25 protein-coding genes are annotated in these 26,692 nt (G+C 59.5%); 6 read left to right on the top strand and 19 right to left on the bottom strand.

Annotated elements, in window-relative coordinates; all coding sequences use genetic code 11:
- Window positions 1–92: 92 nt before the first annotated feature.
- Both AAE514_RS01095 and AAE514_RS01090 read left to right on the top strand, forming a co-directional pair.
- Window positions 93–944: a PP2C family protein-serine/threonine phosphatase gene (locus tag AAE514_RS01095; protein ID WP_347329631.1), complete on the top strand. Its 852-nt coding sequence runs from the start codon at window positions 93–95 to the stop codon at window positions 942–944.
- Window positions 944–3,301, top strand: a complete 2,358-nt coding sequence (locus AAE514_RS01090; RefSeq protein ID WP_347329630.1) for a bifunctional serine/threonine-protein kinase/formylglycine-generating enzyme family protein — start codon at window positions 944–946, stop codon at window positions 3,299–3,301. The genes AAE514_RS01095 and AAE514_RS01090 overlap by 1 nt, the downstream gene beginning before the upstream one ends.
- Before the next feature lie 25 nt (window positions 3,302–3,326).
- Here the strand turns inward: AAE514_RS01090 and murB are convergent, their stop codons facing one another.
- The 7 genes from murB to AAE514_RS01055 form a co-directional block, all read right to left on the bottom strand.
- A complete protein-coding gene (gene murB, locus AAE514_RS01085) occupies window positions 3,327–4,403 on the bottom strand; it encodes a UDP-N-acetylmuramate dehydrogenase (protein WP_347329784.1) in 1,077 nt (358 codons plus the stop codon).
- Complete coding sequence (locus tag AAE514_RS01080) at window positions 4,364–4,837, bottom strand: low molecular weight protein-tyrosine-phosphatase (RefSeq protein ID WP_347329629.1); 474 nt, start codon at window positions 4,835–4,837, stop codon at window positions 4,364–4,366. Before AAE514_RS01080 ends, murB begins: the two co-directional genes overlap by 40 nt.
- Window positions 4,838–5,256: 419 nt before the next feature.
- A complete protein-coding gene (kdsB, locus tag AAE514_RS01075) occupies window positions 5,257–6,015 on the bottom strand; it encodes a 3-deoxy-manno-octulosonate cytidylyltransferase (RefSeq protein ID WP_347329628.1) in 759 nt (252 codons plus the stop codon).
- Complete coding sequence (gene lpxK, locus AAE514_RS01070; protein ID WP_347329627.1) at window positions 6,012–7,043, bottom strand: tetraacyldisaccharide 4'-kinase; 1,032 nt, start codon at window positions 7,041–7,043, stop codon at window positions 6,012–6,014. The genes kdsB and lpxK overlap by 4 nt, the downstream gene beginning before the upstream one ends.
- Before the next feature lie 22 nt (window positions 7,044–7,065).
- On the bottom strand, window positions 7,066–7,491 hold the full coding sequence (locus AAE514_RS01065) for an ExbD/TolR family protein (protein WP_347329626.1): 426 nt from the start codon (window positions 7,489–7,491) through the stop codon (window positions 7,066–7,068).
- A gap of 26 nt (window positions 7,492–7,517) precedes the next feature.
- The gene (locus AAE514_RS01060) at window positions 7,518–8,144 is read right to left on the bottom strand and encodes a MotA/TolQ/ExbB proton channel family protein (RefSeq protein WP_347329625.1); all 627 of its coding nucleotides are present in this window, start codon (window positions 8,142–8,144) and stop codon (window positions 7,518–7,520) included.
- Between the two features lie 152 nt (window positions 8,145–8,296).
- Window positions 8,297–10,660, bottom strand: coding sequence for a DNA internalization-related competence protein ComEC/Rec2 (locus AAE514_RS01055; protein ID WP_347329624.1), 2,364 nt, complete (start codon window positions 10,658–10,660; stop codon window positions 8,297–8,299).
- A gap of 168 nt (window positions 10,661–10,828) precedes the next feature.
- On the opposite strand from AAE514_RS01055, the gene AAE514_RS01050 reads away from it, so the two are divergent.
- Window positions 10,829–13,003, top strand: a complete 2,175-nt coding sequence (locus tag AAE514_RS01050; RefSeq protein ID WP_347329623.1) for a hypothetical protein — start codon at window positions 10,829–10,831, stop codon at window positions 13,001–13,003.
- Between the two features lie 75 nt (window positions 13,004–13,078).
- Window positions 13,079–13,615, top strand: a complete 537-nt coding sequence (locus AAE514_RS01045; protein WP_347329622.1) for a DUF2062 domain-containing protein — start codon at window positions 13,079–13,081, stop codon at window positions 13,613–13,615.
- Between the two features lie 37 nt (window positions 13,616–13,652).
- Here AAE514_RS01045 and AAE514_RS01040 read toward each other — a convergent pair whose 3' ends face one another.
- From AAE514_RS01040 to AAE514_RS01030, 3 genes are read right to left on the bottom strand one after another with little or no spacing between them, the layout of a single operon-like run.
- Window positions 13,653–14,888: a lipoprotein-releasing ABC transporter permease subunit gene (locus AAE514_RS01040; RefSeq protein ID WP_347329621.1), complete on the bottom strand. Its 1,236-nt coding sequence runs from the start codon at window positions 14,886–14,888 to the stop codon at window positions 13,653–13,655.
- A complete protein-coding gene (gene lolD / locus AAE514_RS01035) occupies window positions 14,875–15,564 on the bottom strand; it encodes a lipoprotein-releasing ABC transporter ATP-binding protein LolD (RefSeq protein ID WP_347329620.1) in 690 nt (229 codons plus the stop codon). The genes AAE514_RS01040 and lolD overlap by 14 nt, the downstream gene beginning before the upstream one ends.
- Window positions 15,557–16,795 carry a lipoprotein-releasing ABC transporter permease subunit gene (locus AAE514_RS01030; RefSeq protein WP_347329619.1) on the bottom strand — a complete coding sequence of 413 codons (1,239 nt, stop codon included), beginning with the start codon at window positions 16,793–16,795 and terminating at the stop codon, window positions 15,557–15,559. Before AAE514_RS01030 ends, lolD begins: the two co-directional genes overlap by 8 nt.
- A gap of 133 nt (window positions 16,796–16,928) precedes the next feature.
- Here AAE514_RS01030 and AAE514_RS01025 point away from each other — a divergent pair, with 133 nt between their 5' ends.
- Together AAE514_RS01025 and AAE514_RS01020 are read left to right on the top strand one after the other, a co-directional pair.
- Complete coding sequence (locus tag AAE514_RS01025) at window positions 16,929–17,507, top strand: PilZ domain-containing protein (protein WP_347329618.1); 579 nt, start codon at window positions 16,929–16,931, stop codon at window positions 17,505–17,507.
- 24 nt (window positions 17,508–17,531) lie between these two features.
- Window positions 17,532–17,861, top strand: a complete 330-nt coding sequence (locus AAE514_RS01020) for a hypothetical protein (RefSeq protein ID WP_347329617.1) — start codon at window positions 17,532–17,534, stop codon at window positions 17,859–17,861.
- Here AAE514_RS01020 and sthA read toward each other — a convergent pair.
- From sthA to AAE514_RS00975, 9 genes are all read right to left on the bottom strand, one after another.
- On the bottom strand, window positions 17,848–19,245 hold the full coding sequence (gene sthA / locus AAE514_RS01015) for a Si-specific NAD(P)(+) transhydrogenase (RefSeq protein ID WP_347329616.1): 1,398 nt from the start codon (window positions 19,243–19,245) through the stop codon (window positions 17,848–17,850). The two genes, AAE514_RS01020 and sthA, sit on opposite strands and share 14 nt — an antisense overlap.
- A complete protein-coding gene (nqrM, locus tag AAE514_RS01010) occupies window positions 19,245–19,565 on the bottom strand; it encodes a (Na+)-NQR maturation NqrM (protein WP_347329615.1) in 321 nt (106 codons plus the stop codon). Before nqrM ends, sthA begins: the two co-directional genes overlap by 1 nt.
- Window positions 19,566–19,594: 29 nt before the next feature.
- On the bottom strand, window positions 19,595–20,587 hold the full coding sequence (locus tag AAE514_RS01005) for an FAD:protein FMN transferase (protein WP_347329614.1): 993 nt from the start codon (window positions 20,585–20,587) through the stop codon (window positions 19,595–19,597).
- Between the two features lie 85 nt (window positions 20,588–20,672).
- Window positions 20,673–21,896 (bottom strand): NADH:ubiquinone reductase (Na(+)-transporting) subunit F, encoded by a 1,224-nt coding sequence (gene nqrF / locus AAE514_RS01000; protein ID WP_347329613.1) that lies wholly within the window; start codon window positions 21,894–21,896, stop codon window positions 20,673–20,675.
- Between the two features lie 17 nt (window positions 21,897–21,913).
- The gene (gene nqrE / locus AAE514_RS00995) at window positions 21,914–22,522 is read right to left on the bottom strand and encodes an NADH:ubiquinone reductase (Na(+)-transporting) subunit E (RefSeq protein WP_347329612.1); all 609 of its coding nucleotides are present in this window, start codon (window positions 22,520–22,522) and stop codon (window positions 21,914–21,916) included.
- Window positions 22,523–22,524: 2 nt separating this feature from the next.
- Window positions 22,525–23,184, bottom strand: a complete 660-nt coding sequence (locus AAE514_RS00990) for an NADH:ubiquinone reductase (Na(+)-transporting) subunit D (protein ID WP_347329611.1) — start codon at window positions 23,182–23,184, stop codon at window positions 22,525–22,527.
- 3 nt (window positions 23,185–23,187) lie between these two features.
- Window positions 23,188–23,967 carry a Na(+)-translocating NADH-quinone reductase subunit C gene (locus tag AAE514_RS00985; protein ID WP_347329610.1) on the bottom strand — a complete coding sequence of 260 codons (780 nt, stop codon included), beginning with the start codon at window positions 23,965–23,967 and terminating at the stop codon, window positions 23,188–23,190.
- Window positions 23,960–25,162 carry an NADH:ubiquinone reductase (Na(+)-transporting) subunit B gene (locus AAE514_RS00980; RefSeq protein WP_347329609.1) on the bottom strand — a complete coding sequence of 401 codons (1,203 nt, stop codon included), beginning with the start codon at window positions 25,160–25,162 and terminating at the stop codon, window positions 23,960–23,962. Before AAE514_RS00980 ends, AAE514_RS00985 begins: the two co-directional genes overlap by 8 nt.
- Window positions 25,163–25,165: 3 nt before the next feature.
- Complete coding sequence (locus AAE514_RS00975) at window positions 25,166–26,509, bottom strand: Na(+)-translocating NADH-quinone reductase subunit A (protein WP_347329608.1); 1,344 nt, start codon at window positions 26,507–26,509, stop codon at window positions 25,166–25,168.
- Window positions 26,510–26,692: the final 183 nt, after the last annotated feature.

Below are 26,692 nucleotides of genomic sequence, written 5' to 3'. Positions count from 1 at the left end.
TCGGCACCCAGTCCGAGACCCAGTATGTAGTTTTCGACGGCAAAGTGTTTTAGCATTCCCGGGCACCCGACGACAGGCACAACGGATTTACTATGCCCTATTCCACCCTGGCTTACAGCGCGGCGACCAATGCGGGACACAAGCGCGAAAATAACGAGGACACTTACCTCAGCCTGCCCGAGCGCGGGCTGTGGCTGGTGGCCGATGGCATGGGCGGCCACGAGGCTGGGGAAGTGGCCAGCGCCATTGTTCGGGAGACGCTGCTCGACGAGCGCAGCAAGAACCTGACACAGGCGATTCAGGCCTCCCACCGGGCGGTATTGCAGGCCGCCTCCCTGGGCAAGGGCGCCCCCGGCATGGGCTCGACCATCGTGGCCCTGCACAGTGAGGGCGACGAGTATGAGGTCGCCTGGGTCGGGGACAGCCGGGCCTATCTCTGGACTCACACCGATGATGGTGGTCGGCTGGAACGACTCACCACCGACCACTCCTATGTGCAGATGCTGCTCGCCTCCGGCGCCATTGGCGAAGACGAGGTGGAGCGCCACCCGGACAAAAACATCATCACCCAGTGCCTGGGGTCCCACGAGCTTCAGAATGTGAAAGTGGACTCGGTCCGCGGCCAGTGGCAGCGGGACCAGTGGGTGCTATTGTGCAGCGACGGCCTGACCGATGAGCTGGATGATGCAGACCTGGCGCGAATTCTGTATCGCAGCCGCAGCCCCCGCGCGGCGGTGAACAAGTTAATGCGCGCGGCCCTGGAGGCCGGCGGCCGGGACAACATCACCCTCCAGTTGGTGCAATCGCCTCTGTGCAAGCGCTCGCGCTGGACCACGCTCTGGCAATGGGTCCCCCACATCACCGGCAAGCGGGGCCCCGATCTGGCCCTCTACGGTGCCGCCCTGTTCTCGCTCGCGCTCGTGCTTTACTGGGTGGCCCGCTAATGCATATCCCCGGCTACCGGATCATTCGCAAGATCAATCAGGGGGGCATGTCCAGTGTCTACCTGGCGATCCAGTTGAGCGTCGGACGCGAAGTCGCCTTGAAGGTGATGTCGCCGGCGCTCAATGGCGACCCGGTATTCAGCGAGCGCTTCCAGCGCGAGGCGAATATTGTCGGGCAGCTGTCTCACCCGAATATCGTCTCCATTTATGACATAGGCCGCTACAAAAGCCTGAATTACATCGCCATGGACTACCTGTCCGGCGGTTCCATTCACGAAAAAATGGCCACGGGCCTGAGCACCCCGGAGGTGCTTCGAATCACCCGGGAGATCGCCGGCGCCCTGGACCACGCCCACGAGAAAGGCTACATCCACCGGGACATTAAGCCGGAAAACATTCTGTTTCGAGAGGACAACTCGGCGGTACTGTCCGACTTCGGTGTGGCCAAAACCGTCAGCAGCGCCTCGCGCATGACCAACGCCGGCACGGTGGTGGGCACGCCGCACTACATGAGCCCCGAACAGACCCGGGGCAAACCGGTGGACGGCCGGGCGGATATTTACAGCCTCGGGGTGGTATTCTTTGAAATGCTGACCGGTCAAGTGCCTTACCAGGCTGACGAGGCGGTCGCCATTGCCATCAAACACCTGACCGCCCCCATTCCCAAGTTGCCACCGCAGTACCAGAGCTATCAGAAAATTCTGAACCAACTGCTGGCCAAAGATCCGGACAATCGCTTTCAGCGCGGGCGGGATCTGGTCCAGGCCATTGATAACCTGGATGGCACCGCCGGCCTGCCGCCAACCTACATTACCAGCACTCAGTCCACTCGGGTTCAGCTGCTGTCGCTCGTGCGCGCCCTGCTATCCACCAGCATCGGAGCGCTGCAGGAGCAACTGAAAAGCTACTGGCAGGCGGCCTGCTCCCTGCGTTGGACGCCCCGGCGCGGACTCTACCGGCACCCAAGAATTCGAGTGACGGAAATCAAGGGGCCGGTGCCCAAAGCCCAGGAGCGCACCACGGTGGTGTCCACCCAGGTGCAGCAGGCGGCCCATTATCACTCATTCGCCCGGGGACGAGTGCTTTCCCGGGCGCTGACCTTGGGACTGATGGTGGCTATCATCTGGGGGGCCTTTAGTCTGGCGCTGAGCCAGTGGGAACTGCCCGGAGAGCGATTTCTGCCTGCGCCCGTGGCGAACACCGCCCAGGTCACGGCCAACGTGCTGATTCCCTCCGTGGTCACACCCGAGGAACCGCCCTCTCGCCCCCACCGTGCACAACCGCTTCCCACCACGCCGCTGGTACTGAAACAAGAGGCAATGACACCCGAGCTGCTGGAGCCCATGCCCCGGGAAGGAACCGACACCGAAGCGCCAACCGACAGCGCTTCGGCCCCGCCCCCGCGCTACGAGCTGCGAGTCCAGCCCTCGCCGGAAAACGCGCGCGTGCGCATTCTCAATATTGTCGAGCGTTACTACCCAGGCATCCCCCTGTTACCGGGGCGCTACCACATAGAAACCAGCCACCAAGGGTACGATACGGACACCCAATGGGTTGAGATAGAAGACGAAGCCCTCAGCCTGGATGTGCGCTTGCGCAAAACCCCAGTGGCTGGCGCGAATTTTTTTAATAAGCTCAACAGCGGCGGGCGGGGGCCCGAAATGATCATTGTGCCGGCCGGACGCTATACCATGGGCAGCAAGTTGGATAGCCGCAGCATGCCCAAGCGCTCTATCCGTATTCCCCGCGCCTTCGCCATCAGCCGATTCGAAATTACCTTCTCGGATTTTGCCAAATTCGCCGAAGACACGGGGCGAAACCTGCCCGATGATAACAACTGGGGGCGCGACAACCGACCGGTGATTAACGTCAGCTGGAACGATGCCCGGGCCTACACCCAATGGCTGAGCGAGATGACCGGAAAGCACTACCGCCTTCCGAGCGAATCCGAATGGGAATATGCGGCGCGGGCGGGCACGGAGAGTACGTTTTGGTGGGGCGAAGCGGGAGCGGACGCCGAGGGCCTGGCTAACTGCCGCCGGGGTTGCAACAGCGAATACACCGGCTTGTTTTCCAGCAAAAGCGCGCCGGTCGGCTCCTACCCCGCAAACGATTTCGGCCTGCATGATACCGCCGGCAACGTCGCGGAGTGGACTCGGGACTGCTACCGGAACCACTTGCTGGAAATTCCCTTGAACGGCGACCCGCTGTTATCCAGCGACTGCCCCGAACGGACCGTCCGGGGCGGCTCCCTGGCGGACTCCGTCGGTGACATCGCCTCCCATCATCGCACCGGCAGGCCTCCCGACTTCCGTGACGGCACCGTGGGCTTCCGGGTGGTCGTGGAGCTGTATTAACCGGCGTTTCCGAGCGAGCTGGCGCTTAGGGATAAACGCGCGGCTCCGCTTCCAGGTCCACGTTGTATTCGGCGGCGATGGAGTGGCGAATTTCTTCGGCCAGGGCCAACACCTTTGCCCCGGGGGCACGGCCCGGGTTGGTCAACACCAGAGCCTGCTCCGAGTGCACCGCCACCGGCCCCCGCTGAACGCCTTTCCACCCGGCCCGATCAATCAACCACCCCGCCGCGAGTTTCACGTGCCGGGCGTCCACCGGATAGGACACCAACCCCGGGTGATGCATCTGCAACTCCATAAACTGATCAAGTCCGACCAACGGGTTCTTAAAAAAGCTACCGACGTTGGGAATCGCCATGGGGTCCGGCAACTTGCTCTGGCGAATGGCACACACCGCACGACCAACGTCCCGAGGGGTGAGCGCCTCGAGCGGCACAGAGGCCAGCGCCTCGCGCAACGATGGATAAGTCACCTTCAAGTGAGGCTGGCGCAATAACCGCAGCGTGACGGAGACAATAACGTAACGGTCCCGACCCTCGCGCTTGAACAGACTGTCCCGGTAACCAAAGGCACAATCATCTTTGTTGAATTCAATAAGTTCGCCGGTGGCGACATCAACGGCTTCAAGACGCTCAAATACGTCTTTGAGCTCCACGCCGTAAGCCCCAATATTCTGAATGGGCGCGGCCCCGACGGAACCGGGAATTAGCGACAGATTCTCCAATCCCCAGTACCCTTGCTCCAGGGTATATTGGACGAGCGCATGCCAGTTCTCACCCGCCGCGACCTTGAGCCGGTAGTAGTCCCGGTCTTCGTCCACCAGGGTTTTCCCGGTCAACCGAATGTGCAACACCAGCCCGGGAAAGTCGCCTTTGAGTATGACATTGCTGCCGCCGCCGAGTACCAGTAGTGGCAATGCCTTTTCCCGAGCAAACTGCAACAGTTCGGGCAGCTGCCCACGCTCGGTCACTTCGGCGTAGTACTCTGCCCGCGCCGGCACGGCCAGGGTATTGTAGGGCTGCAAGTCGACGTCGGTTTGTAGGTTCACGATGTGGCGGGCCCGGTTTACAGTTGTTGGCGAATGTCGAGCAACAGCCCGTCGCAGGCGCTTTCGACGAGGTCGAGCACGAGTTGGAAGCCTTCGTCACCGCCGTAGTAGGGGTCGGGCACTTCGCGGTATTTGGGGTTGTTGCCAAAGTCGAGGAACAGTCCCAAATGGCCTTTGTAGCTGGGCGGTTTCATCCGCTCTAGGTCGGCGAGGTTGGCGTGGTCCATGGCGAGGATATACTGGTAGGTCAGGAAGTCGCTGGGGTCGGTTTGCCGCGCGCGCAGGTGGCTGAGGTCGTAGCCTCTGTCCAGTGCAAACTGGCTGGCTCTGGCGTCGGGGCCTTTGCCAATATGCCACCCACCGGTGCCGGCGGAGTCGATCACAATTTCGTCTTGCAGTCCGGCGTCTTTCACTTTCTGCTCAAATATCCCATGAGCGGTCGGTGAACGACAGATATTTCCCAGACAGACGAACAGTACATTAACAGCCATTACAAAACCTTCTTTGTTGTGCTCACTTTTTGAACGTGCAATTTGGTGGTTCTTTTTGAGTTCCGCATAGAGGGGCGAATACCCTTTCGGGGTACGCTACAAGCACATCCATGTGCGCTCATTAGTGCGCCATCCATGGCGACTAACGCCCCCGAAAGGGTATTCGCCCCTCTATGCTCAGTGCCATCCATCAAGTGTGTCATTTCTTTTCGCGACTCAGACTACAAAGCTCGACGTTGGCACTGAGGCGGAGGAGGGGTATACACCCATTGGAGACTCTCTGACGCCTACATGGATGTAGGTGTTAGGGCGACGCAGGAAGCCAAAGCCGAGGCATGGATGCCGATGAGAAGCCTACAGGGATGTATTCACGGCGGGTCTCCAATGGGTGTATACCCCTCCTCCGCCGGAACTCAAACTTATCCCCCGAGCAGCAACCTCACACGTTCAAGATCCACTTCAGTATCCACACCTCCGGGCACAGCCTCACAAGCCTCAGCAACATGAATCACCTCACCCTGCCACATCACCCGCAACTGCTCCAACGACTCAAACCGCTCCAACGGCGCCTGATCCCAAGAAACAAACCGATGCAACAACCCCACGCGATACGCATAAATCCCAATATGCCGCCGGGCCGACAAACCCTCGGGTAAATAACGCCCCTCCCCCGCAAACGCATCCCTCGGATAGGGTATCGGCGCGCGACTAAAATACAACGCCCGGCCCGCCGTATCCGCCACCACCTTCACAATATTCGGGTTACAAAAATCCTCCACCGACTCAATCGGCTCGCACAAAGTGGCCACACTCGCCTTCTCATCAGCGGCCAAATTCGCCGCCACCTGATTAATGACCGCGGGAGGAATCAAGGGTTCATCGCCCTGCACATTGACCACAATCGCCTCATCCGGCAGTTTCAACTGAGCCACCACCTCCTGCAACCGATCCGTGCCCGAACGATGTTGCTCGGAGGTCATACACACCCGCGCGCCGAAAGCCTCGGCGGCGGTTTGAATGCGCGCATCGTCCGTGGCAATGGTAACCGACTCGGCCTCGCTCTGGCAGGCACGTTCATACACATGCTGAACCATCGGTTTGCCCGCAATGCCCTTCAACGGTTTGGCGGGCAGACGCGAGGAGGCGTAGCGGGCGGGAATAATGACGTGGAAGCTCATGGGTCGGGAGTCCGGGTTGAATGCTGTACCAGCGTTTGAACGCGGGGCAGGAATGTTTCCCAGAAAGCGTCGGAAAGCCCGGCGCTGACTGAAAGATACCACCAGTTGGGTTCCGCAAAGGGTTGGCACTTCACCGCATCCTTCGCCGTCATAACCAGCGGCAGGGGCGGCTCCAGGCGCAAGTCCTGGGGACGATAGGCGTAGTGATCCGGGAAACGGTGGCAATGGGGGTTTAAGCCCATGTCCGCCAGCGTTTGGAAAAACCGTTCCGGGTGGCCGATGCCCGCCACGGCGTGAACCGGTTGGCCGGCCTGGAAGGTGGAAAGCGGATGTTCATGCTCGTCCGCCACCGAGTGCCACGCATCGGGTTCGACTTTCATCACGTGCATGGGGGTATCGGTGTCCACCGCCTGGCGCTTAACCTTTTCCAGGGCGCCGTTGACGATCACCCAGTCCACGCTATTTAACCGTCCGATGGGTTCGCGCAGGGGGCCGGCGGGCAGGCAGAAGCCGTTGCCGAAGGCCCGTTCGCCATCGACCACCGCTATTTCCAGGTCTCTCGCCAGGCGGTAGTGCTGTAGGCCGTCGTCACTGAGGATGACATCGCAGCCTTTGACATTGAGCTCCTTGGCGGCGAGCACCCGGTCCGGGCTGACGCAAACCGGGCAGCCGGTGGCTCGGGCGATGGCCGCCGGTTCATCGCCACTGTGGGCGACAGCGGTGTCCCGCTCCACCATCAACGGGTAGCTCGGCGCGCGGCCCCCGTAGCCTCGGCTGATAACGCCGGGGCGATAGCCCTCCTGTTGCAGGCGTTTAACCAGCGCGATGATCAGTGGCGTTTTGCCCGTGCCACCGACGCTAATGTTGCCCACGATGACGACCGGTACACCGGCAGCCTGTGCCTCGGCACTCAGGCGCTCGCGGCGCCGGGCGGCCAGCCGGGTAAACAGCCAGCTCACCGGTCGCAGCACCTGCACCCAGCGGCTACCGTCGTACCACGCTTTCTCCAGGATCGAACTGGCGACCATGATCAGCGCTCCGGCAAGACGATCACTCCTCGGACTCGGGTCGTCGGGTGGTGATACTCAAGTGAACGAATCCCAATTGGCCCGCCGCGTCCATGGCTCGCACCACACGCTCATGGGGCGCTTGAGCGTCGGCGGTAATGGTCAGCGGAAGCTGGTTGTCCCCTTCCGAGGCTTTCTCCAGTGCGGATTTGAGAGTGGCGATTTTACTGTTCACCAAACTGCGACCGTTGACCGAATAGGCGCCCTCGGCGGTAATCACGATATCGATCGGTGCCTGAGCCGCCGCTTCGGACGGCTCGCCCTCCGCTTCCGGCAGATCGATACTTAAATGAGTTTCTTTGGTAAAGGTGGTGGAGACCATAAAGAAAATCAGCAACAGGAACACCACATCGATCAGCGGTGTCAGGTTGATGCTGTCGTTTTCTCTAGGTTGACGTCGAAATTGCACCCGCTCGCTCCTTTCTCAGGTTGGTCTCAGCTCGACTTCACATCGACGCGGCGATCACTGTGAAGCGCATCGACGAGCTTGACCGCTTCCTCTTCCATCGTGACCACGATGGTATCAACGCGGCGCTGAAAGAACCGATGGAGAATCATGGCCGGGATGGCGACCGTCAAGCCGGCGGCGGTGGTGATCAGTGCTTCGGAGATACCGCCAGCCAAAACGCCGGCGTTACCGGTGCCCTCGATCATAATGGCGGTGAAGACTTTGATCATCCCGATGACCGTGCCGAGCAACCCCAAAAGCGGCGCGATATTGGCGATGGTGCCGAGAATGGTCAGGTAGCGCTCCATGTCGTGAATGACCTGATTGGCGGCTTCCTGAATGCTGTCTTTCATGACATCGCGACCGTGCCGGGAGTTGCTCAGCCCGGCCGCGAGGATACGACCCAACGGAGAGGATTGCTTCAGTTCCCGCAACTTACTGGCATCCAACTGATTGTTTTTGATCCAGCTCCACACTTGAGCCAGCAGATGGGGCGGGGCAATTTTTTTCGGGTTGAGCGTCCAGTAACGCTCGCCGCCGATGGCAATCACCAGGATGGAACAAAAAATGATCGGCACCATCAACCAGCCGCCAGCGGTAATAATGTCAAACACTGAATCGATCCTCTTTCGGGTCTGTTTTAGTCGTTTTGTTCGAGTCTAACGGTGATTCGACCCGAACGAATGATTGTTTCGGCCTGTGCACCGGCAGGGGCGCAAGATAGCACAGACTTTTTCAGTCGTGAAAACACCTTGTCACAATTTTCCTATTCGGCGTACCACCAGCGACGCCGGTGAACCCGCGTGAGCTGTTCGGTCAACCGACCCTCGCCGTTCCATTCATAGATCAGCGCACCGTGACGGGCGGTATTCAAGACCTGGCTGCCCTTGACTCGATAACGCTCCACCACCGAGGGATCCGGATGCCCGTGCCGCCCTTCATAAGCGGCGCTGACCAACGCTCGCTCGGGCCGGGTATGCGCCACCCAGACCGGCGGCGAGGAACTCGCGGCTCCGTGGTGAGGCACTTGCAACAGGGTGAGGGCCTCGGGCAGCCTGCCCTGCCCAACCAGACGCCACTCCACCTCCCTTTCAATATCCCCCGCCAACACAATGTGCCGGTCCCGATACTGGATCCAGAGAACACAGGAGCGGTTATTGGCGTTGGGCTCCTCGGGAAACCCCGCGTGAAGAAAGCGAAAATGCACTTGGTCCCAACGCCAGCTTGCCCGTCGGTGACAGTCGTGCACGTCGGGATAATACAAGCGGCCCGGCTCCCCGGCCCAAACGCGCTCCGGCTCAAATTCCCGGATCAACCCCTCGAAGCCGCCGGAATGATCACCGTGGCGGTGGCTGACCACCACCGCATCCAATCGACCGACGCCGGAGCGGCGTAAATAGGGTGCGATAATGGCACTGCCCGCATCCATCCGGTCGCTGTAGGCCGGGCCGGTATCATACACCAGGCCGTGACCGGGCGTCTGCACGACCACCGCAAGGCCCTGCCCCACATCGAGCATGGTTAGCCGCAGCGCCGGTGCGGTGGCGCCCGGTAGGCACAGAGCCAGGGCGATCGCTGGTAACCCGAGCCAACGGCTTGGTACTCCCTTGGGAACCAGGCACAGGAGTACGCCCAGAAACGCCAGCACCAAGGACGCCCCACTCACAGTTGGATGCACCGTTGCCCAGGTTCGCAGCGGCCCGAGGGCCTCCAGCCACAGCATTAAAAAATCCAGCCCCCGGTCGGCGAGCCAAAGCCCCCACTGCGCCAACTCCGGCCACAGCGGCGTTGCCAACACGGCACCCAGCAGCCAGGGGACCACCAGCAGGGTAACGACGGGGATGGCCAAGGCATTGGCCAAGGGGGAGAGCAGCGTCGCTTCTTGAGTGAGCAATAGTAACGGCAATAGCAGACCCACGAATATGACCCACTGCGCCTCGAACAGGCGCTGAAACGCCGAGCGGAAGCCGAGCGTCCCTCGCCTTCCCCGGGGGCCTGCGTCGGAGCTGCGCGCCACCGACCGGCGCCCACCAAAGGCGACCAACAGCACGGCCACGGCGGTAAAACTCAGCCAAAAACCGTTATCAAACGGCGCCAGGGGGTCGAGTAGCAGCACCGCCAGCAGGGCCAGTGAAAGTGCGTCCATGGCCCGTACCCGACGGCGGCCCAACAGCGCCACCTGCACCACCAGCACCATTACCAGTGCCCGCTGGGTGGGAAGGCTAAAGCCCGCCAGGGCGCTGTAACCGAGGGCAAAAACCAGTGCCAACACATGACCGGTCAGACTCGCCCCAGCACCACGAAAACCGAGGTTCAGCCCCCGGCCCAAGCCGGCGCCGAGGGTAAACCCCAACACCGCCACAAACCCGATATGCAAGCCGGAGATGGCCAATAGATGGTTGGTGCCGGTTTCCGTCAACAGCGCCCACTGCGCCCCGCTCAGCCCCGCACGGTCCCCCACCAGAAGCGCGCGAAGCAGCGCCGGGTGCTCAAGAGAGGGATTGTCGGCCAGCCAATCCCGGGCCCGCTCTCGCCAGTGACTCAATGAACCATTGTGGGCCGGGGCAAGCCGTTGATTGCCCGAGGCGGCCCGCACATAGCCGGTGGCGTCCACGCCCTGGCGCATCAACCACAGTTGATAGTCAAACCCTCCGGGGTTCACAAACCCGCGCGGACGCTTTAGCCTCAGCCTAAGGCGCCAGCGCTCGCCGCTGTGGAGCCTCGGGCCGCCATACCAACTCAAGCGGATTCGTCGCAGCGGCAGATGAAGGGGCTCGCCGTCTGTCGTTCTCAATGACTCGACCGCCATCAGGATGCGCTCGCGGCGCGAGTCGTGCTCGGGCAGCCCCACCAAGGTTCCGGTAACCGTCACGTCCCTATCCTGCCAGTCGGCCGGCAAGCGGTGGGCCAGTTGCCAGTGCCCGTGGGCTAGGCCCCAAAAAAGACCGAGAACGACCAGGAAAAGACATTGTCCACAACCACCGGAGCGCCAGAGCATCAAAGGCGAGAGCGCCAGCAGCCAGAACCAGTGCACGGAGGGTAGCGTGGGAACCAGAGCCGCCAGGGTAATGCCAAGCGCGAGGGCCAGGGGCCGCAAACGAAATGGAAGAGAGAGCCGAAAGGTGTTCATTATGCATCCTTGCCAACCGAACCCCGTTATTATGCGCAAAGGCGGATGCCCCTCCAAGGTAGATAGCGTCTATACTCACATCAATTATGGAATTTGTGATCCAGCCCACTTTATCTGTTGACGGAGACGGCTCAGTAGGGGCATGAGCGAGAGGCGAACGGATAGACGATGCCGGACTCACTGACACTGACCACCATCGTCCTCGGGGAATTGGTGTTTGTTCTATTGCTGAGCACCACCCTGCTGGGTGTCCTATTGCGGCGCGAACGCCGCCAGCAACAGCGGCTCCTGAAGGCCTACGAGCGTTTGCGCGAGAGCGTGCGCACCGAGCGCGCCCGGCAGCGCAAAGGCCCTCTGTCCCCACAAGAGGGGGCGGCCGACGCCCAGCCCAGTTTCGGGCAGCAGCTGGAGCAGTTAAAAAACGAAGCCAAGGAGCGCTATCACGCCATTACTCAAGCCTCGTTGCCGCGGCTGGCCCCCGAGCAGCCCTTCAGCGCCAAGGTGGCGGCCTTGCGCTATCTCTACTGTGAGGCGGAAGAAAGGGCATTCCGCAAGACCCAGGCCTCGGGCGACCCCTGGGGGCTGCTTGAGAAACAATTGTACGATGTGGTCCGCTGGATTGCGGACCGCCAGCCCTCTCGCGAGGGTCGCCAGCGCAACAATCAGGTCAAGTTGCTGCAACAGCGGGTGGAGAAGCTCAAAGGGTTTGAAAAACTCAGCCGCGAGCTCCAGCGCAAACTGACCCTGAATCAAAACAAGCGTGAGGAGTTGGAACTGGTTCAGCAGGAGAACCAAGTCACTATCGACAAGCTCAAGCGGCTCAACGACATTCTTAGCCTGTCCCAAGACAGCAACAGCAGTGCGGGCGAACTCAAGGAACAGCTGCAGGGCGTTTTGCACGCGCCTCCCGAAAGCGCCTCCTCCGGCCAGGAACGGCGCATCAACAATATTGAACACTTTGCCGCGGACAACCAGCGCCTGCATGCCAATCTAATTCAAGGTTTTCGCGAGTACACCCAGGAATATCCGAGCAAAGGGAACGATGACCAGCGGGAAACGCTCGAGCGTACCATTCGCCAGTTGGAGGCGGAGCTGTACCGCTCTCAACAGCACATCAAAGCCTTGGGCCAGACCGGCCCCGCCTCGGGCAGCGAAACCGTTAGTACCCCCAGCGCGAACCTGGAGAGCGAAGAGGGGCGCCACCAGGCAATGAACCAGATCGAGGAAACGCTCAAAGTCATCCACACCAACATGGCGGACAGTGTCAGTTCCTTGAACACCGGTGCCTCCGACACCCCCGGCAAGCCGAGCTACTCCAAAAAGGAAATCCAACAACTGCGCTTGAACAATACCCGTCAGCGCAACCTGATTGTCGACCTGGAAAGCGAACTGACTCATTTGCGTGATGCCTTGCCCGAGACTACCGACCCCGATGCCGACGAGGAGCAAGTCCAGGAATTAAAGCGTTTGGAGCAGTTGGTCAAGGAGTGTGGGCACTGTATTCTGGCCCTGGAGAGCGAGGTGGATATGCTCTACAACCAGTTGCACGAACCCCCGGCAGCGACGCAAGCCGAGAGCGAAGGCCCCCTTCGTCAAGAGTTGGAAGCCATGGCGAACCGCTTGGAGCAAACCCTTGCGAAGGCGGAACAGGATGCCATAATGAGCGAGTACTCCCAGGCCAGCCTGCAAGCACAAGGGCCTGAAGAGTTGGCGATGGCGCTAATCGATGCACTAAAACGCGCCAGACTGACTGCCGGGTTTATCCTTGATTCAGCCCTGGGCAAAGCCGAGTACTTCCCCTCAAAGGCCTTCAACGAGCGCGAACACCAGCTGGTGCGCACCAGCACGACCACCAGCGAGACAGCCTATTTAAACGAGGGCATTTTGTTCGTTCATCATCATATTCATCTTTTATTGAAACATCCTCCCACCGACACCGCGCAGCTGGAAGAGACCGAGTCGCTGCTGCACGCGCTGCTGACCCTTACCAGTGCCCGGGCCGAGGCGTTGACGCTTATACACAAACATCAGCATCAGGGCCAAGTGCTGCAAGAGTGGTCCACCGCCAACCACAACACGCTGGTGAACATGGAAATTCGCTACGCTTTTCAGGCGGAGGAGACACAACGGTTGGTGGATACACTGACCGAACAGATGCAACGGGTGGCCGCCGCGCTGAAACTGACCGAGGCCAAGCAGACCGTTATCGACAACGCCCTGCTGGAGTGCCAAGCGCGAGTGCGACATTTGTTCAACGAAGATGACACACTGGAAAACGGATTCGACCAATTATTGTCTCAAGTAGAGGAGCTGCCGAAAACTTTGCAACAAAGCAACGCCTAAGGCCTTCTATCATCGTTTTTTCATATGAGGACAGGCATAATGGCCCTCTTTATTTCGGCCGTCATGTGATTCAGTATGGCACGCAAGTTATTACGCCGTTTTATTCCCAGCGCGCACGCCATCAAAAGCAACCCCGCGTTGCACTTTCTCGGGGACCTGTTACACAACCCCAACCTTTTTCACCTAAACCGCTACTCGGTATCGATGGCGTTTTTTGTGGGGATTTTTATTGCCTTTATCCCCCTACCCGGCCAAATGGCCATGGCGGCCTTATTGGCCTTGCTCTTTCGCTGCAATCTGCCCATATCCGTGGCATTGGTGTGGATCAGTAATCCGCTAACAATGCCCGCCATGTTCTTCGCCACCTACCAACTGGGCCGCTGGCTACTCGGGCTGCCACCGGTCAGCGTGTCGCTGGAGCTGAGCTGGCATTGGTTAATGCATGAGTTCAACCTAATCTGGCGGCCGTTATTGGTCGGTTCAATACTGTCTGGGTTGGTTTTCGGCGTGATTGGGTATGTGGTCATGCAGCTGTTTTGGCGTTGGACGGTGGTACGCAGCTGGCACCAGCGCAAAGAGCGCCGCGCCAGCCGGCGCTCCCGCGAGGTGTGAGTCCCGGAACCTTTCCTGGAGGGCTCTTTTCCCGGGTTTACTCGTACCGCAGCGCATCGGCGGGCTGGACCCGGGTGGCCCTCCAGGCGGGGTACAGGCTCGCCACCAGACTCAAGACCAGTGCCGTGCCCGCCACTCGCATCACATCCGGCCAGTGCAAATCCGAAGGCAAGTAGCTGATGGGGTACACATCTGAGTGAAGGAACTGAATACCCAATAGCCCTTCGAGCCACTGCACCCAGTCGGTCACCCAGTACGAGAGAGTTACCCCGAGCAAGACCCCAATACTGGTGCCCACCACACCGATCACTCCCCCCTGAACCATGAAGACCCGCAAGATGTCCACACTGGAGGCGCCCAGGGTGCGCAGGATGGCGATGTCCCCCTGCTTGTCCACAACGACCATGATCAGGGTCGATACCAAATTGAACGCCGCGATGGCGATGATCAGAAACAGCAGCAGACCCACCAGCTGTTTGGACATGTGAATGGCCTGATAGAGATTGCCGTGCGTGCGCGTCCAGTCGGAGCTGAAATACCCGGGCGGCAGCTCATAGAGTAGTGAACGCACCTGCTCCGACGCCTGGAACAGGTCGTCCACCTGCAGGCGAATGCCGCTGGCGGCCCCCGGGTGTGCGGTGAGCTCCGAGGCCAGGGTGAGTCGGGTCAAGGCCAGATTATTGTCCAGTTCCGTGCCGGTATCAAACACCGCCAGCACCTCCAATGCTTTAACGTCCGGCGCGCCCTGGCCACTACGGGAAGGCACCACCAGCGTCAGCTTGCCCCCGGTTTCCACGGCCAGGGACCGCGCCAACCCGGCACCCAGCAGCACACCGCGCTTGGACTCCGCCAGCGAGCGCCAAATACCCTCCGGCAGGTACTCGGAGAGCACGGCCAGGGACTCCCGCTGGCCCGGTGGCATGCCGTACAAGCTGACCGGCGCCACCTCACGGCGATGGGATAGAAGCCCTTCGAGCCGCACAAACGGCGTGGCCGACGCCACGCCCGGCCGCTGGCTCACCTGCTCGGCCAGCGCTTCGTAATCCTCAATGCCCTCGCGGTGATAAACGGCCCCATGGGGCATAATGCCCAGAATCCGCTCGCGCAGTTCGCGGTCGAACCCGTTCATAATGGAGAGCACGGTAATCAGCAGGGCCACACCAATGACCAGGCCGACAATCGAGACGGAAGAGATAAAAGACACCATTTGGCTGTGCCGGCGCGAAACGGCGTAACGCCGACCGATCAGCCAGGTAAAACTACGCGCCCTCATGCAGCGACCCTTCCCGGAGCGTTAACACCCGGTCCATCCGCCGGGCCAGGGCCAGGTCGTGGGTCACCACCACAAAGCTGGTCCCGATATCGCGGTTGAGCTCGGTCATTAATGCCTGTATGGCCTCGCCCGTGTGCCCATCCAGGTTCCCCGTGGGCTCATCCATTAAAACGCAGGCCGGGTCAGCCACCAGGGCGCGCGCAATAGCCACCCGCTGGCGCTCGCCCCCGGAGAGCTCCGAGGGCTTATGGGTCAACCGCTCTCCCAGCCCGACCCGTTCGAGCATGGAAGCGGCGCGCTCACGGGCTTGCGCCCGCTCCAGGCGGCCGATTAGCAAGGGCATCATCACATTTTCCAGCGCACTGAATTCAGGCAGCAGGTGGTGAAACTGATAGACAAACCCCAGCTGCCGGTTGCGCAAGCGGCCCCGCTGGTCCGCGCTCAGTGCCAAGAGCGACTGCCCCGCCACTTCCACATCGCCACTGCCGGGCAGGTCCAACCCGCCCAGAATATTAAGCAGCGTGGACTTCCCCGAGCCGGAGGCCCCTACAATGGCCAAGCGCTCCCCCGGGGCCACACTCATGTTGACCCGACTGAGCACCGCCACGGACTGGGGCCCCTGACGATAGGTCTTCTCCACTTCGTGACAGCGCAACACCGCTGTGGATTCACTCATAGCGCAATGCCTCCGCTGGTTCAATTTTGGCCGCGCGCCAAGCGGGATAAAGGGTGGCCAGAAAGCTCAGCAGCACGGCCACCGCGCAAATGACCGCCACATCCTGCCAGAGCAATTGCGACGGCAGGTGGCTGATGAAGTAAACAGAGGGGTCGAACACTTGCAGGTCGAGCAGTGATTCCATTGCGGAGACCAAAGGCCCGATGTATGCCGCCAGTACACAGCCGGTCACGGCGCCCACCAGGGTGCCGATCAGCCCCACCACCGAGCCCTGAACGACGAAGACCGCCATAATCTCTCGAGCGGTCATGCCCAGGGTGCGTAGCACGGCGATGTCCCCCCGTTTGTCAGCCACCATCAGAATCAAGCTGGAGACGATATTGAACGCCGCCACCGCGATAATGATGCCAAGCAGCACCGAAATCACGACTTTCTCCATTTTGACGGCCTGAAACAGGCTGCCTTGCGTTTGACTCCAATCACGCACCCGGTAGTCGCCTTCCAGCCCCTGGGCAATCTGTTGCATAATCGAGGCGGCCTGATAGATGTCGTCCACCTGGACCTGAACTCCCTGAACCCCCTGGTAGCGGAACAGGCGCTGAGCATCACCCAGGTGAATCAGCGCCAGGCGTTGGTCCATCTGGGCTCCTACCTCAAACACACCCACCAGAGTAAACCGCCGCATGCGCGGAAACACCCCGGCGGGGGTAATTCGAATGTCCGGCAGCGTAATGGTGACCGAGTCCCCCAGAGACAGCCCGAGTTGCCGGGCCAGTAGCCGCCCCATCACCACGTTGAACTGGCCCGCGCGCAAATCCTCGGTGGTTCCCAGCAGCATGCGCTGCTCCACCACCGAGACTTCGGTCTGAGCCTGTGGGAGTACCCCCTGAATTTGGATCCCCTCCACGCCGCGCCCGTAATTCACCAGGCCGAACCCTTCAATATAGGGAGCCACGCCCCGCACCCGGGGGTGAGCCCTGACCTGATCGGCCAGCGCTTCCCAATTCTCCAATTCCGGCTGGGCATCAATAAAGCCGTGGGGTACCACGCTCAGTATCCGGGACTTCATTTCCCGATCAAAGCCGTTCATAACCGAGAGAACGACAATTAATGCCATGACGCCAAGGGCCATGCCGACGAGAGAAAAGGCGCTGATGAAAGAAATAAACTGGTGGCGACGCTTGGCTCGGGTGTAGCGAAGGCCGATATGTAAGGGCACGTTGATTGGCATGAGCGCATTTAACCCTATTGATTGACCGGTCACAAGCCCGCAAAATGGTTTTTCCGCGCCCAGCAACGCGGTATGCTATGGGTAACGTCCGCCAAAACACGACGACAACAAAAACACTACCACTGGACACTGTATGTCTGAGCGCCGTCTTTACTTTCGCATCGATGACTACCTGGATCTGGAGTATCTGAGCGTTGATGAGAAAACCGTCCGCCAAACGCCGGCGGAGAACCTGTTTCCCGGCTCCGCCGCGATAAAGGCTTACGCGGAGCTGAAGAAAGTCGACAGCGAAGCCTCGCAATTGTTCTATCAGATCAAGGACAAAGACCGGCAAATTGCCGAGTACCTGCATTTACTCAACCGAAAAATCGACCTGCTCGGTCAACAACTGATCAGCGAGCCGCGGCTTCGCGCTCAGGTGGGCGAGCGACGCCGGGTAAATATCAGCGAGGGCGGCCTGGCCTTCAGCAACGCGGAAGCGCTGGCCCGCGAGCAATATCTGGCGCTCAACCTGACCTTTCTGCCGACCTACGTGGGCCTCGCGGTTTACGCGCGGGTGTCACGCTGTGAACCGGTTCGCACCGGCGGGTTTGAAATTGCGGCAGAATTCGAAACCATGACCGAACCACAACAACATATTCTAAGCCAGCAAATCATGCGGGCCCAAATGGCCGACAAGCGTCGCCATCAGGACCTCTACCCTCCGGCTTAAATGCCAACCTTAAGGAGCCTTTTCATGAAACGACGTCACGTCATAACCTTGAGCCTGACGCTCGGCCTGCTCGGTGCCGGGCAGGCCTACGCCGACCGGGTTGAAGTACCCGTAGGGCAACAGAGCGGCGCCCGGGAGGTCGGCCCGGTTCCGAACAATGGCATGACCCGGGAGGCCGTACGGGAGCGCTTCGGTCAGCCCCAAAGCCGCAGGGCACCGGTGGGCGATCCGCCGATTTCCAGTTGGGAGTATGACGATTACGTGGTCTATTTTGAGCACGACCGGGTACTGCGGGCCGTCATTAAGCACCGCCCCCAAGCGGGGACGGCGTCGGGGACCTCTAACGGCGGTTAATACGGCTCGTGCCATCGAGCGCGGCCAGGCGATAGGCCTCGGCCATGGTGGGATAATTGAAGGTGGTATCCAAAAAGAACTGGATGGTATTACCCGCACCGCCCTGACTCATGATGGCCTGGCCGATATGAACAATCTCGGCGGCCTCGGCGCCAAAACAGTGGACCCCAAGAATTTCCAGGCTGTCCACGTGGAAAAGGATTTTGAGCATGCCCACATCCTCTCCACTGATTTGGCCGCGAGCGGTGTTTTTAAACAGCGCTCGCCCTACTTCGTAGGGCACCCGGGCCGCGGTCAGCTCGGTCTCGGTCTGCCCGATCGAACTGATTTCCGGCAGGGTGTAAATCCCGGTGGGCACATTGCTTACCGGCTTGCAGGGCTCACCGGTCACCACTGAAGCCACCGCGCGCCCCTGATCAAAGGAGGCACTGGCCAGGCTCGGCCAACCAATCACATCCCCCACCGCGAAAATATTGTCCGTGGCCGTGCGGTAGTCCTGGGTCACCTTCAGGTTGCCCCGGTAGTCCGCCTCCAGCCCCGCCGCGGGCAGATTGAGCTTGTCGGTGTTGCCGCTACGACCGTTACACCAAAGAATAGCATCAGCCTTGAGACGCTTGCCGGACTTCAAGTGGAGGGTGACACTGCTCTCACTCGGTTCGATCGACTCATACTCCTCGCTGTGACGGACCGTGACGTCACTGTCGCGCAAGTGATAGCTGAGCGCATCGGAGATTTCATCGTCCAAAAACGACAGCAACCGGTCCCGGTTGTTGATCAAATCGACCTTGACCCCCAGGCCCGAAAAAATCGAGGCATATTCACACCCGATCACCCCGGCGCCATAAATGATCATATGGCGGGGGGTGTGCTGCATCTCCAGAATGGTATCGCTGTCGTATACCCGGGGGTGGCTAAAGTCCACATCGGCCGGACGATAGGGGCGCGAACCGGTGGCAATAACAATGGAGTCGGCGGTGATGGTTTCCTGAGCGCCATCCCCCAGGTCCACGCTCACGGTGTTGGTATCCACAAATTCCGCCAACCCTATGTGCAATGTCACCCGGTTGCGAATATAAAACTCGGTATGCAGCTCGACCTGCTTGGGGATGACCTTGGAGGCGGCGGCAAGTACCCGCGGGTACGACAGCCAGCGGGTATCGCCCATTTCGCGAAACAGGCTGACGCTGTTGTATCGAATCAGTTGCTTCACCGCATGGCGTAACGATTTTGAAGGAATGGTGCCCTTGTGGGCGCAGTTGCCCCCGACATGGGGACGCGCTTCCACAACGGCGACTTTGAGTCCGGCCTTGGCCGCCGACATGGCAGCGCTTTCACCTGCTGGTCCAGATCCGATAACCAGCACATCATAGGTGTGATCAGCCACTAGGAATGGCCTCCTGTTTTGGTGTTCGAGGTGGTGTTCTTGCTCCCTCTCTCCCCTCTGTGCGAGCTGCCCGAGACAGCTTTAGCGCTCGCATCGTACGCCAAATTGTCAGCGGGCGAACCCGGCTGCTGGCGTTCATTAATTTCTTTACACTTATCTTCGTCGTTGCCACAAAGGTCGCACACGTAGTCCTTCTCCCCCAGGGCGGCGCCCACGCCACCACAGGAGCCCTTGAGCGGCTGGCGGCCGAAGAGCACCCCAACGGACATACCCACAACCACCAGCAGCATCACCAGCACTGAAACCAGAACCATACCCATAAAACACCTCTCCCCGCAGGGGTATTACGCTATGAGCGATAGGGCTCGAAGGCGCTCGAAAAGCGGTCCTCATAGCCCTCATTCGCTTTGACAATCATGTAAACGGCAAGTTGTTCCCGCTCGGCCAGCGCCATCCCGGCTTTTGGGCCCAGCACGTTGAGTGCCGTGGCCCAGGCGTCCGCCTCGGCCGTCGTCTTCGCCAGAACCGTGACGGAGACCAGCTTGTGGACAATCGGCCGTCCGGTGCGCGGATCGAGCGTGTGGGAGTAACGCTTCCCGTCCCGCTCGTAATAGTTTCGGTAGTCACCGGACGTTGCCATCCCGATATCGGTCAGCGCCAGCGCCATTCGCCCGCCTTCCTGCAGCAGGGTGGGCTGTTCCACTCCGATGCGCCAAGCATCCCCCCGGGGGCTGACGCCACTGAGATAGACTTCGCCCCCGATTTCCACCAAGTAGTTCTCCACCCCCTGGGCCTCCAGCCAGCGAGCGACATGATCGACCCCATAGCCTTTCGCCACTGCGGACAGGTCCACCTGAATATCGGCAAGGCGCTTGGCGCGCCTTCCATCAAGGTTCAGTTTGCGGTAACCGACTTGCTGACGCAATGCCAGAATCTCAGCCTCAGTGGGTACCTCCTCGGGTTCCGCCTCGGGGCCAAAGCCCCACAGGTTTACCAGCGGCCCGACGGTAATATCGAAGGCCCCGTCGCTGCGCTCGCTCACCTTACGGCTGACCGCCAGTACCGCCGCCAAGGGTTCGGACAACGCTTGCCACTCCCCCACCGGCGCCCGGTTGAAGCGCATCAGCTCCGAATCCTCAATATACGTCGACATCTGCTGGTTGATCTGCGCCAGCTCCCGGTCCAGGCCACGTTGAATCGCGTCCGTATCGATCGATAATGACGCGCCCTCTTCCGCCACCACGGTCACGTGATAGGTGGTACCCATGGTGTTACCGGAGAAGCGCTCAAAGTCACGAGTCGCCTCCGCCTCCCAGTCACAGCCGGTCAGCAACGGCCCCATGAAGGCACCAATAAACAAAAACGAGGCCAGCAGAACCGGCCTCGTTTTTATTGTTGTGAGAACCTTGAACAATGTCTGTCCTCTTTTAACCGCCGAAGTCGTCGAGCATGATGTTCTCGTCTTCCACGCCCAGATCCTTAAGCATCTTGATCAGGGAGGCGTTCATCATCGGTGGTCCGCACATGTAGTACTCACAGTCTTCCGGAGCCGGGTGGTCCTTCAGGTACATGTCATACAGAACATTGTGAATAAAGCCAGTGGGGCCTTCCCAGTTATCTTCCGGCAAGGGGTCCGACAGGGCCACATGCCACTCGAAGTTCTCGTTTTCTTCGGCCAGCTGATCGTACTCTTCGTGGTAGAACATCTCGCGCATGGAGCGAGCGCCATACCAGAAGGTAATCTTCCGGTCGGTCTTGATGCGGCGCAGTTGGTCGAAAATGTGTGAGCGCATCGGGGCCATGCCCGCACCGCCGCCCACAAACACCATTTCGGCATCGGTGTCTTTGGCGAAAAACTCACCAAAGGGACCGTAGACGGTAATGGTATCGCCCGGTTTCAAGCTGAACACATACGAGGACATAATGCCCGGCGGAATGTCTTTAGCACCGGGAGGCGGCGTAGCGATACGGATGTTGAACTTAACAATGCCCTTCTCTTCCGGATAGTTCGCCATGGAGTAGGCGCGCATGACCGGCTCGGTCACCTTGGACTCCAGATCGAAGAAGCCGAAACGCTCCCAGTCGGGACGGAATTTTTCTTCGACGTCGAAATCCTTGAACTTAACGTGATGCGGCGGGCATTCCAACTGAACATACCCACCGGCACGAAAGTCCACGTTTTCGCCCTCGGGCAGCTTCAGTGTCAGTTCTTTAATAAAGGTGGCCACGTTCGGGTTCTTCTCGACCGTGCACTCCCACTGCTTAACACCGAAAACGTCTTCCGGAACTTCGATTACCATATTCTCCTTTACCGGCGTCTGGCAGGACAGGCGCCAACCTTCGCGTGCTTCACGTTTGGTGAAGTGGCCTTCTTCGGTGGGCAGCATGGCGCCACCGCCCTCTTCCACCAAACACTTACACTGCGCACAGGTACCGCCACCACCACAGGCAGAGGGCAAGAACAGTCCGGCGTTGGCCAGGCTCTGCAGCAACTTGCCACCGGCCGGTACGGTAATGGTCTTCTCGCCGTTAATATCAATGTTGACGTCGCCACTGCTCACCAGTTTGGCGCGGGCGCTCAGGATCACAGCCACCAACGCCACCACAATAACGGTGAACATGACCACGCCCAGAATAATTTCCACATTCATCTAGCTTACCTCGCTGGTTACAGGTCGATGCCGCCGAAAGACATAAAGCCAAGGGACATAAGACCGACAGTAATGAAGGTAATGCCCAAGCCCCGCAGGCCCTCCGGCACATCGCTGTACTTCATCTTTTCCCGAATACCCGCCAAAGCGGTGATGGCCAGAGCCCAACCCACGCCGGAGCCCGCGCCAAAGGCCACACTCTCGGCAAAGTTGTAGTCCCGCTCCACCATAAACAGGGAACTACCCAAAATGGCACAGTTCACGGTAATTAGCGGCAGGAAGACGCCCAGGGCGTTATAAAGCGCCGGTACGAATTTATCCAGGACCATTTCCAAAATCTGAACCAGGGCGGCAATCACACCAATGTAGGTAATCAAACCCAGGAAGCTCAGGTCCACATTCGGCAGGCCCGCCCAGGCCAAAGCGCCATCATCCAGGATGTAGGTAAACAAGAGGTTGTTCACCGGCACCGTGATAACCTGAACCACAACCACCGCGATACCCAAACCCAGGGCGGCACTGATTTTCTTGGAGATGGCCAGGAAGGTACACATCCCCAGGAAGAAGGCCAGCGCCATGTTTTCAATGAAAACGGTCCTTACAAAAATACTCAGTAACTGTTCCACGATCAGGCCTCCTGCGGCTTGGTGTTAGGCGCCATTTTGTACTCTTCTTCTTCAACCTGTTCCGGTTTCCAGGCGCGAATGGCCCAGATGAAGAACCCTATCAGGAAGAAGGCGCTCGGCGGCAACAGCAGCAAGCCGTTGGGGACATACCAGCCACCCTCGGTCACCGGCGTCAAAATAGTCACGCCGAACAAGCTACCGGAACCAAACAGTTCGCGAATAAAGGCAAGCCCCAATAGAATCACGCTGTAGCCCAGGCCGTTACCCACGCCGTCAAAGAAGCTCGGCAGGGGCGGATTCTTCATAGCGAAGGCTTCCGCGCGACCCATTACGATGCAGTTGGTGATAATCAAGCCGACAAATACGGATAGCTGTTTGCTGATGTCGTAGGCCACCGCCTTCAATACCTGGTCGACCAAAATAACCAGTGAGGCAATAATGGTCATCTGCACAATAATCCGGATACTGCCCGGAATGTGGTTGCGAACCATTGACACAAACAGGTTGGAAAAGGCCGTCACGGCGGTCAGAGCAATACACATCACCACCGTGACACTCAGGCTATTGGTAACCGCCAGAGCCGAACAAATGCCCAGAATCTGGAGCGCAATTGGGTTGTTATCAAAAACGGGTTCAATCAGAAGTTGCTTGAGCTTCTTCATGGCTTAGGCCTCCCCTTCGCGCAAATTTTTCAAAAACGGCTTAAAACCCAGCTCGCCCAGCCAGAACTCCACCAGAGCGTCCACGCCGCGGCTGGTCAAGGTGGCGCCGGACAGGCCGTCCACCTTGTATTCGGAGTTGGGAGCAGAGGACTCTACGCTGCCTTTCACGACGGACAACTGCACATTGCCGTCTTCACCGTAGATTTCCTTGCCTTCCCATATGGCCTTCCACTTGGGGTTGTCCACCTCACCACCAAGTCCGGGGGTTTCTTTATGATCGTAGAAGGTCAAGCCGGCGACGGTATTACCATCGGGCTTAACCGCCATAAAGCCGTACAGGGTAGACCAGAGGCCGTAACCGCGAACCGGCAGTACTACGCTTTCCAGCTCCCCTTCGGGCGTGCGAATCATGTAAACCTCGGCGTACTGCTCCCGGCGACCGATGCCCACGATGTCTTGCTCTTGAGACAGATCCATGGACTGGCTCGGATCTTTGGCCGCTGCCCACTGATCATAGTCTTCCGGATTCTTGGCATCGGTGAAGTCACCGGTATTAAGGTCCACTACCCGAGCTTCCACTCGCTTCTCGAACACCTCACTCACACTACCTTCGACATCCTGAAGGCCAGCGGCCGCGAGAATATTGGTTCTGAAATCCAGCTCCCGGTTCGCCTCCTGCATGGGCCGCAACATGACCGCCGCGGTGGATACCACCACCGAGCAGACAATACACAGCAGTAGTGTCACCGTTAGAGTTTTCTTGATCGTATCGTTATTAGCCACGTGCCAACCTCCGCTTAATATTCGCCTCTACGACAAAATGGTCAATCAGGGGTGCAAACAGGTTGGCAAACAGAATGGCCAACATCATCCCCTCCGGGAACGCGGGGTTTACCACACGAATCAGAATACACATGAATCCAATCAAGGCGCCAAACCAGATCTTACCGGTGTTGGTCATGGAGGCCGAGACCGGGTCGGTGGCCATGAAGATCATGCCAAACGCAAAACCACCCAAGACCATGTGCCAATACCAGGGCACGGCAAACATGGAGTTGGTATCGGAGCCGATGGCATTGAACAGCAAGGTAGTGGCCACCATGCCGAGCATAACGCCGCCAACAATACGCCAGGAAGCGATGCCCATAACCAGCAATACCGCACCGCCGAGGAAAATCGCCAACGTGGACACTTCACCAATGGAGCCGGGAATTCGACCGATGAACGCATCCATCCAGGAGAACTGCTGAGTCAAGCCCTGCATGCCGTCCTGAAAGGCCACGGACAAAGCAGTCGCGCCCGTGTAACCGTCTACCGCGGTCCATACCCCATCGCCGGACATTTCCGCCGGGTAGGCGAAGAACATAAAGGCTCGCCCGGTCAACGCCGGGTTGAGGAAGTTTTTGCCGGTGCCGCCAAATACCTCCTTGCCGACCACTACGCCAAAGCTAATACCCAGCGCCGCCTGCCACAAGGGGACATCCGGCGGGCAAATCAGGGCAAACAGCACGGACGTCACAAAGAAACCTTCGTTCACTTCGTGGCCGCGCACCATGGCAAAGAGCACTTCCCAGAAGCCGCCCACAACGAACACTACAAAGTAGATGGGGACGAAGTACGCCGCGCCGTGCCAGAACGAATCCCAAACGCTGCTGGCGTCATAGCCGCCCATCATTCCAATAAAGGCGCCGCGCCAACCTTCCACCCCGGACATGCCCATTTCGGCCATGATGGTGTTGGCCTGGAAGCCCAGGTTATACATACCGTAGAACATGGCCGGGAAGGTGCACAACCATACGGTAATCATAATGCGCTTGAGGTCAATGCCATCGCGCACATGGGCCGTGGTTTTGGTCACGCTGGAGGGGCGGTAGAAAATGGTATCGACCGCTTCAAACAGAGAGTACCACTTCTCGTATTTGCCGCCCTTGTGGAAGTTCGGCTCGATCTTGTCGAGGAAATTGCGCAAAGCTTTCATACCTTAGCCCTCCTTCTCAATACGGGTGAGGTTGTCACGAAGGATGGGGCCGTACTCGTATTTACCGGGGCAAACAAAGGTACAAAGCGCCAGATCTTCCTCGTCCAGTTCCAGACAACCGAGTTTTTGGGCGGTTTCGGTATCGCCGACGATCAGCGAACGCAACAGCTGGGTCGGCAGTATGTCCAGGGGCATGATTTTTTCATAGGCACCTACCGGCACCATGGCACGCTCACTGCCACCGGTGGTGGTGGTAAAGTTGAAGCGCTTGCCTTTAAACAGCTTGGAGACGTAAATCCCCATCACCGAGAAGGCGTTGAAGCCCGCACGCAGGTAATGCAGCATGGGACGGTCGTTGCCCTCTTCCAGCACGGACACCTGCTGGTGATAGCGACCGAGGTAAGCAAGGGGCCCGAGGGCGGCGCGGCCCCCGAAAACCGAACCGGAAATCAAACGATTCTCCGCTGGTTTGAGTTCCCCCGCCGTGAGCTCTTCCAGGTTGGCGCCCAGACGGGTGCGCACCAAACGAGGCTTATCGACCTGAGGGCCACCCAGCGCCACCACGCGCTCGACCATAAGCTTGCCGGAGGTAAACAGTTGGCCAATGGCGATCACGTCCTGGTAGTTGACAGTCCAGACGCTCTTGCGCTCACTGACTGGGTCCAGGTGGTGAATGTGGGTGCCGGCGTTGCCCGCCGGGTGCACGCCGCCGAACTCTTCGGCCACAAAGCGCTCACCCGAGGCCTGCGGTATGTTCGCGCCGGGCGCCTTGCACACAAACACCTTACCTTCGGTCATGCGGGCAAGAACGGTTAAGCCGCTTTTAAAAGCCTCGGCCTGCTCAGCAATGATAGCTTCAGGGTTCGCGGCCAGAGGGTTGGTATCCATGGCCGTCACGAAAATAGAGCTAGGCTTGCTATCCAGTGCCGGCACCTTGCTATAGGGGCGGGTCCGCAGCGCCGTCCAGAGACCGGATTCGTTCAGCAGGGCGCGGGCATCCTCATCGGAGACCTGCGAGGGCTCGGTGCCCTTAAACGCTTCAAAGGACTCGGCTTCATCGCCTTCCACATCGATCACGACCGACTGGAGCACGCGCCGCTCTCCACGATTGATGGCCGCTACCGTACCGGCCGCCGGCGAGGTATAACGCACGCCTTCGGTCTTCTTATCGGTAAACAGCAACTGTCCGAGCTTGACCTTGTCCCCCACCTGAACTGCCATGGTCGGTTTCATACCGTGGTAATCAAAACCGATGACAGCCACAGAGCGGATTTTGGGACCCTCGCTGATGGCCTGCTCGGGTGCACCGGATATAGGTAAATCCAATCCCCGACGGATCTTTATCATACGTCTCTGCCTAATCACTCGTTGGATAAACTGACCCTTCGGGAACGGACCCGAATGGCCGGTGTCGTATGCCGGACTTCCAGACAACGCTTCGCCCACCCCATTCCTGCCACCCGGCTCAGGCCGGAATGCGTTTGTGTGTGCGAAAGCGTTATTTAAACTTGGAAGCGTGTGTTCAGGGGC

The sequence above is a fragment of the Marinimicrobium locisalis genome (genome assembly GCF_039822625.1).
Lineage (GTDB): Bacteria > Pseudomonadota > Gammaproteobacteria > Pseudomonadales > Cellvibrionaceae > Marinimicrobium > Marinimicrobium locisalis.
Note: the sequence above shows the minus strand (reverse complement) of the source record. Positions and strands in the feature narration are given on the sequence as shown.

What these genes read in the sequence shown, in the direction of transcription:
- AAE514_RS01095 (WP_347329631.1), top strand. Translation starts at nt 93, where the DNA reads ATGCCCTATTCCACCCTGGCTTACAGCGCGGCGACCAATGCGGGACAC.
- AAE514_RS01090 (WP_347329630.1), top strand. Translation starts at nt 944, where the DNA reads ATGCATATCCCCGGCTACCGGATCATTCGCAAGATCAATCAGGGGGGC.
- AAE514_RS01080 (WP_347329629.1), bottom strand. Translation starts at nt 4,837, where the DNA reads ATGGCTGTTAATGTACTGTTCGTCTGTCTGGGAAATATCTGTCGTTCA.
- kdsB (WP_347329628.1), bottom strand. Translation starts at nt 6,015, where the DNA reads ATGAGCTTCCACGTCATTATTCCCGCCCGCTACGCCTCCTCGCGTCTG.
- lpxK (WP_347329627.1), bottom strand. Translation starts at nt 7,043, where the DNA reads ATGGTCGCCAGTTCGATCCTGGAGAAAGCGTGGTACGACGGTAGCCGC.
- AAE514_RS01055 (WP_347329624.1), bottom strand. Translation starts at nt 10,660, where the DNA reads ATGAACACCTTTCGGCTCTCTCTTCCATTTCGTTTGCGGCCCCTGGCC.
- AAE514_RS01050 (WP_347329623.1), top strand. Translation starts at nt 10,829, where the DNA reads ATGCCGGACTCACTGACACTGACCACCATCGTCCTCGGGGAATTGGTG.
- AAE514_RS01045 (WP_347329622.1), top strand. Translation starts at nt 13,079, where the DNA reads ATGGCACGCAAGTTATTACGCCGTTTTATTCCCAGCGCGCACGCCATC.
- AAE514_RS01040 (WP_347329621.1), bottom strand. Translation starts at nt 14,888, where the DNA reads ATGAGGGCGCGTAGTTTTACCTGGCTGATCGGTCGGCGTTACGCCGTT.
- lolD (WP_347329620.1), bottom strand. Translation starts at nt 15,564, where the DNA reads ATGAGTGAATCCACAGCGGTGTTGCGCTGTCACGAAGTGGAGAAGACC.
- AAE514_RS01030 (WP_347329619.1), bottom strand. Translation starts at nt 16,795, where the DNA reads ATGCCAATCAACGTGCCCTTACATATCGGCCTTCGCTACACCCGAGCC.
- AAE514_RS01025 (WP_347329618.1), top strand. Translation starts at nt 16,929, where the DNA reads ATGTCTGAGCGCCGTCTTTACTTTCGCATCGATGACTACCTGGATCTG.
- AAE514_RS01020 (WP_347329617.1), top strand. Translation starts at nt 17,532, where the DNA reads ATGAAACGACGTCACGTCATAACCTTGAGCCTGACGCTCGGCCTGCTC.
- nqrM (WP_347329615.1), bottom strand. Translation starts at nt 19,565, where the DNA reads ATGGGTATGGTTCTGGTTTCAGTGCTGGTGATGCTGCTGGTGGTTGTG.
- AAE514_RS01005 (WP_347329614.1), bottom strand. Translation starts at nt 20,587, where the DNA reads ATGGGGCCGTTGCTGACCGGCTGTGACTGGGAGGCGGAGGCGACTCGT.
- nqrF (WP_347329613.1), bottom strand. Translation starts at nt 21,896, where the DNA reads ATGAATGTGGAAATTATTCTGGGCGTGGTCATGTTCACCGTTATTGTG.
- AAE514_RS00990 (WP_347329611.1), bottom strand. Translation starts at nt 23,184, where the DNA reads ATGAAGAAGCTCAAGCAACTTCTGATTGAACCCGTTTTTGATAACAAC.
- AAE514_RS00980 (WP_347329609.1), bottom strand. Translation starts at nt 25,162, where the DNA reads ATGAAAGCTTTGCGCAATTTCCTCGACAAGATCGAGCCGAACTTCCAC.
- AAE514_RS00975 (WP_347329608.1), bottom strand. Translation starts at nt 26,509, where the DNA reads ATGATAAAGATCCGTCGGGGATTGGATTTACCTATATCCGGTGCACCC.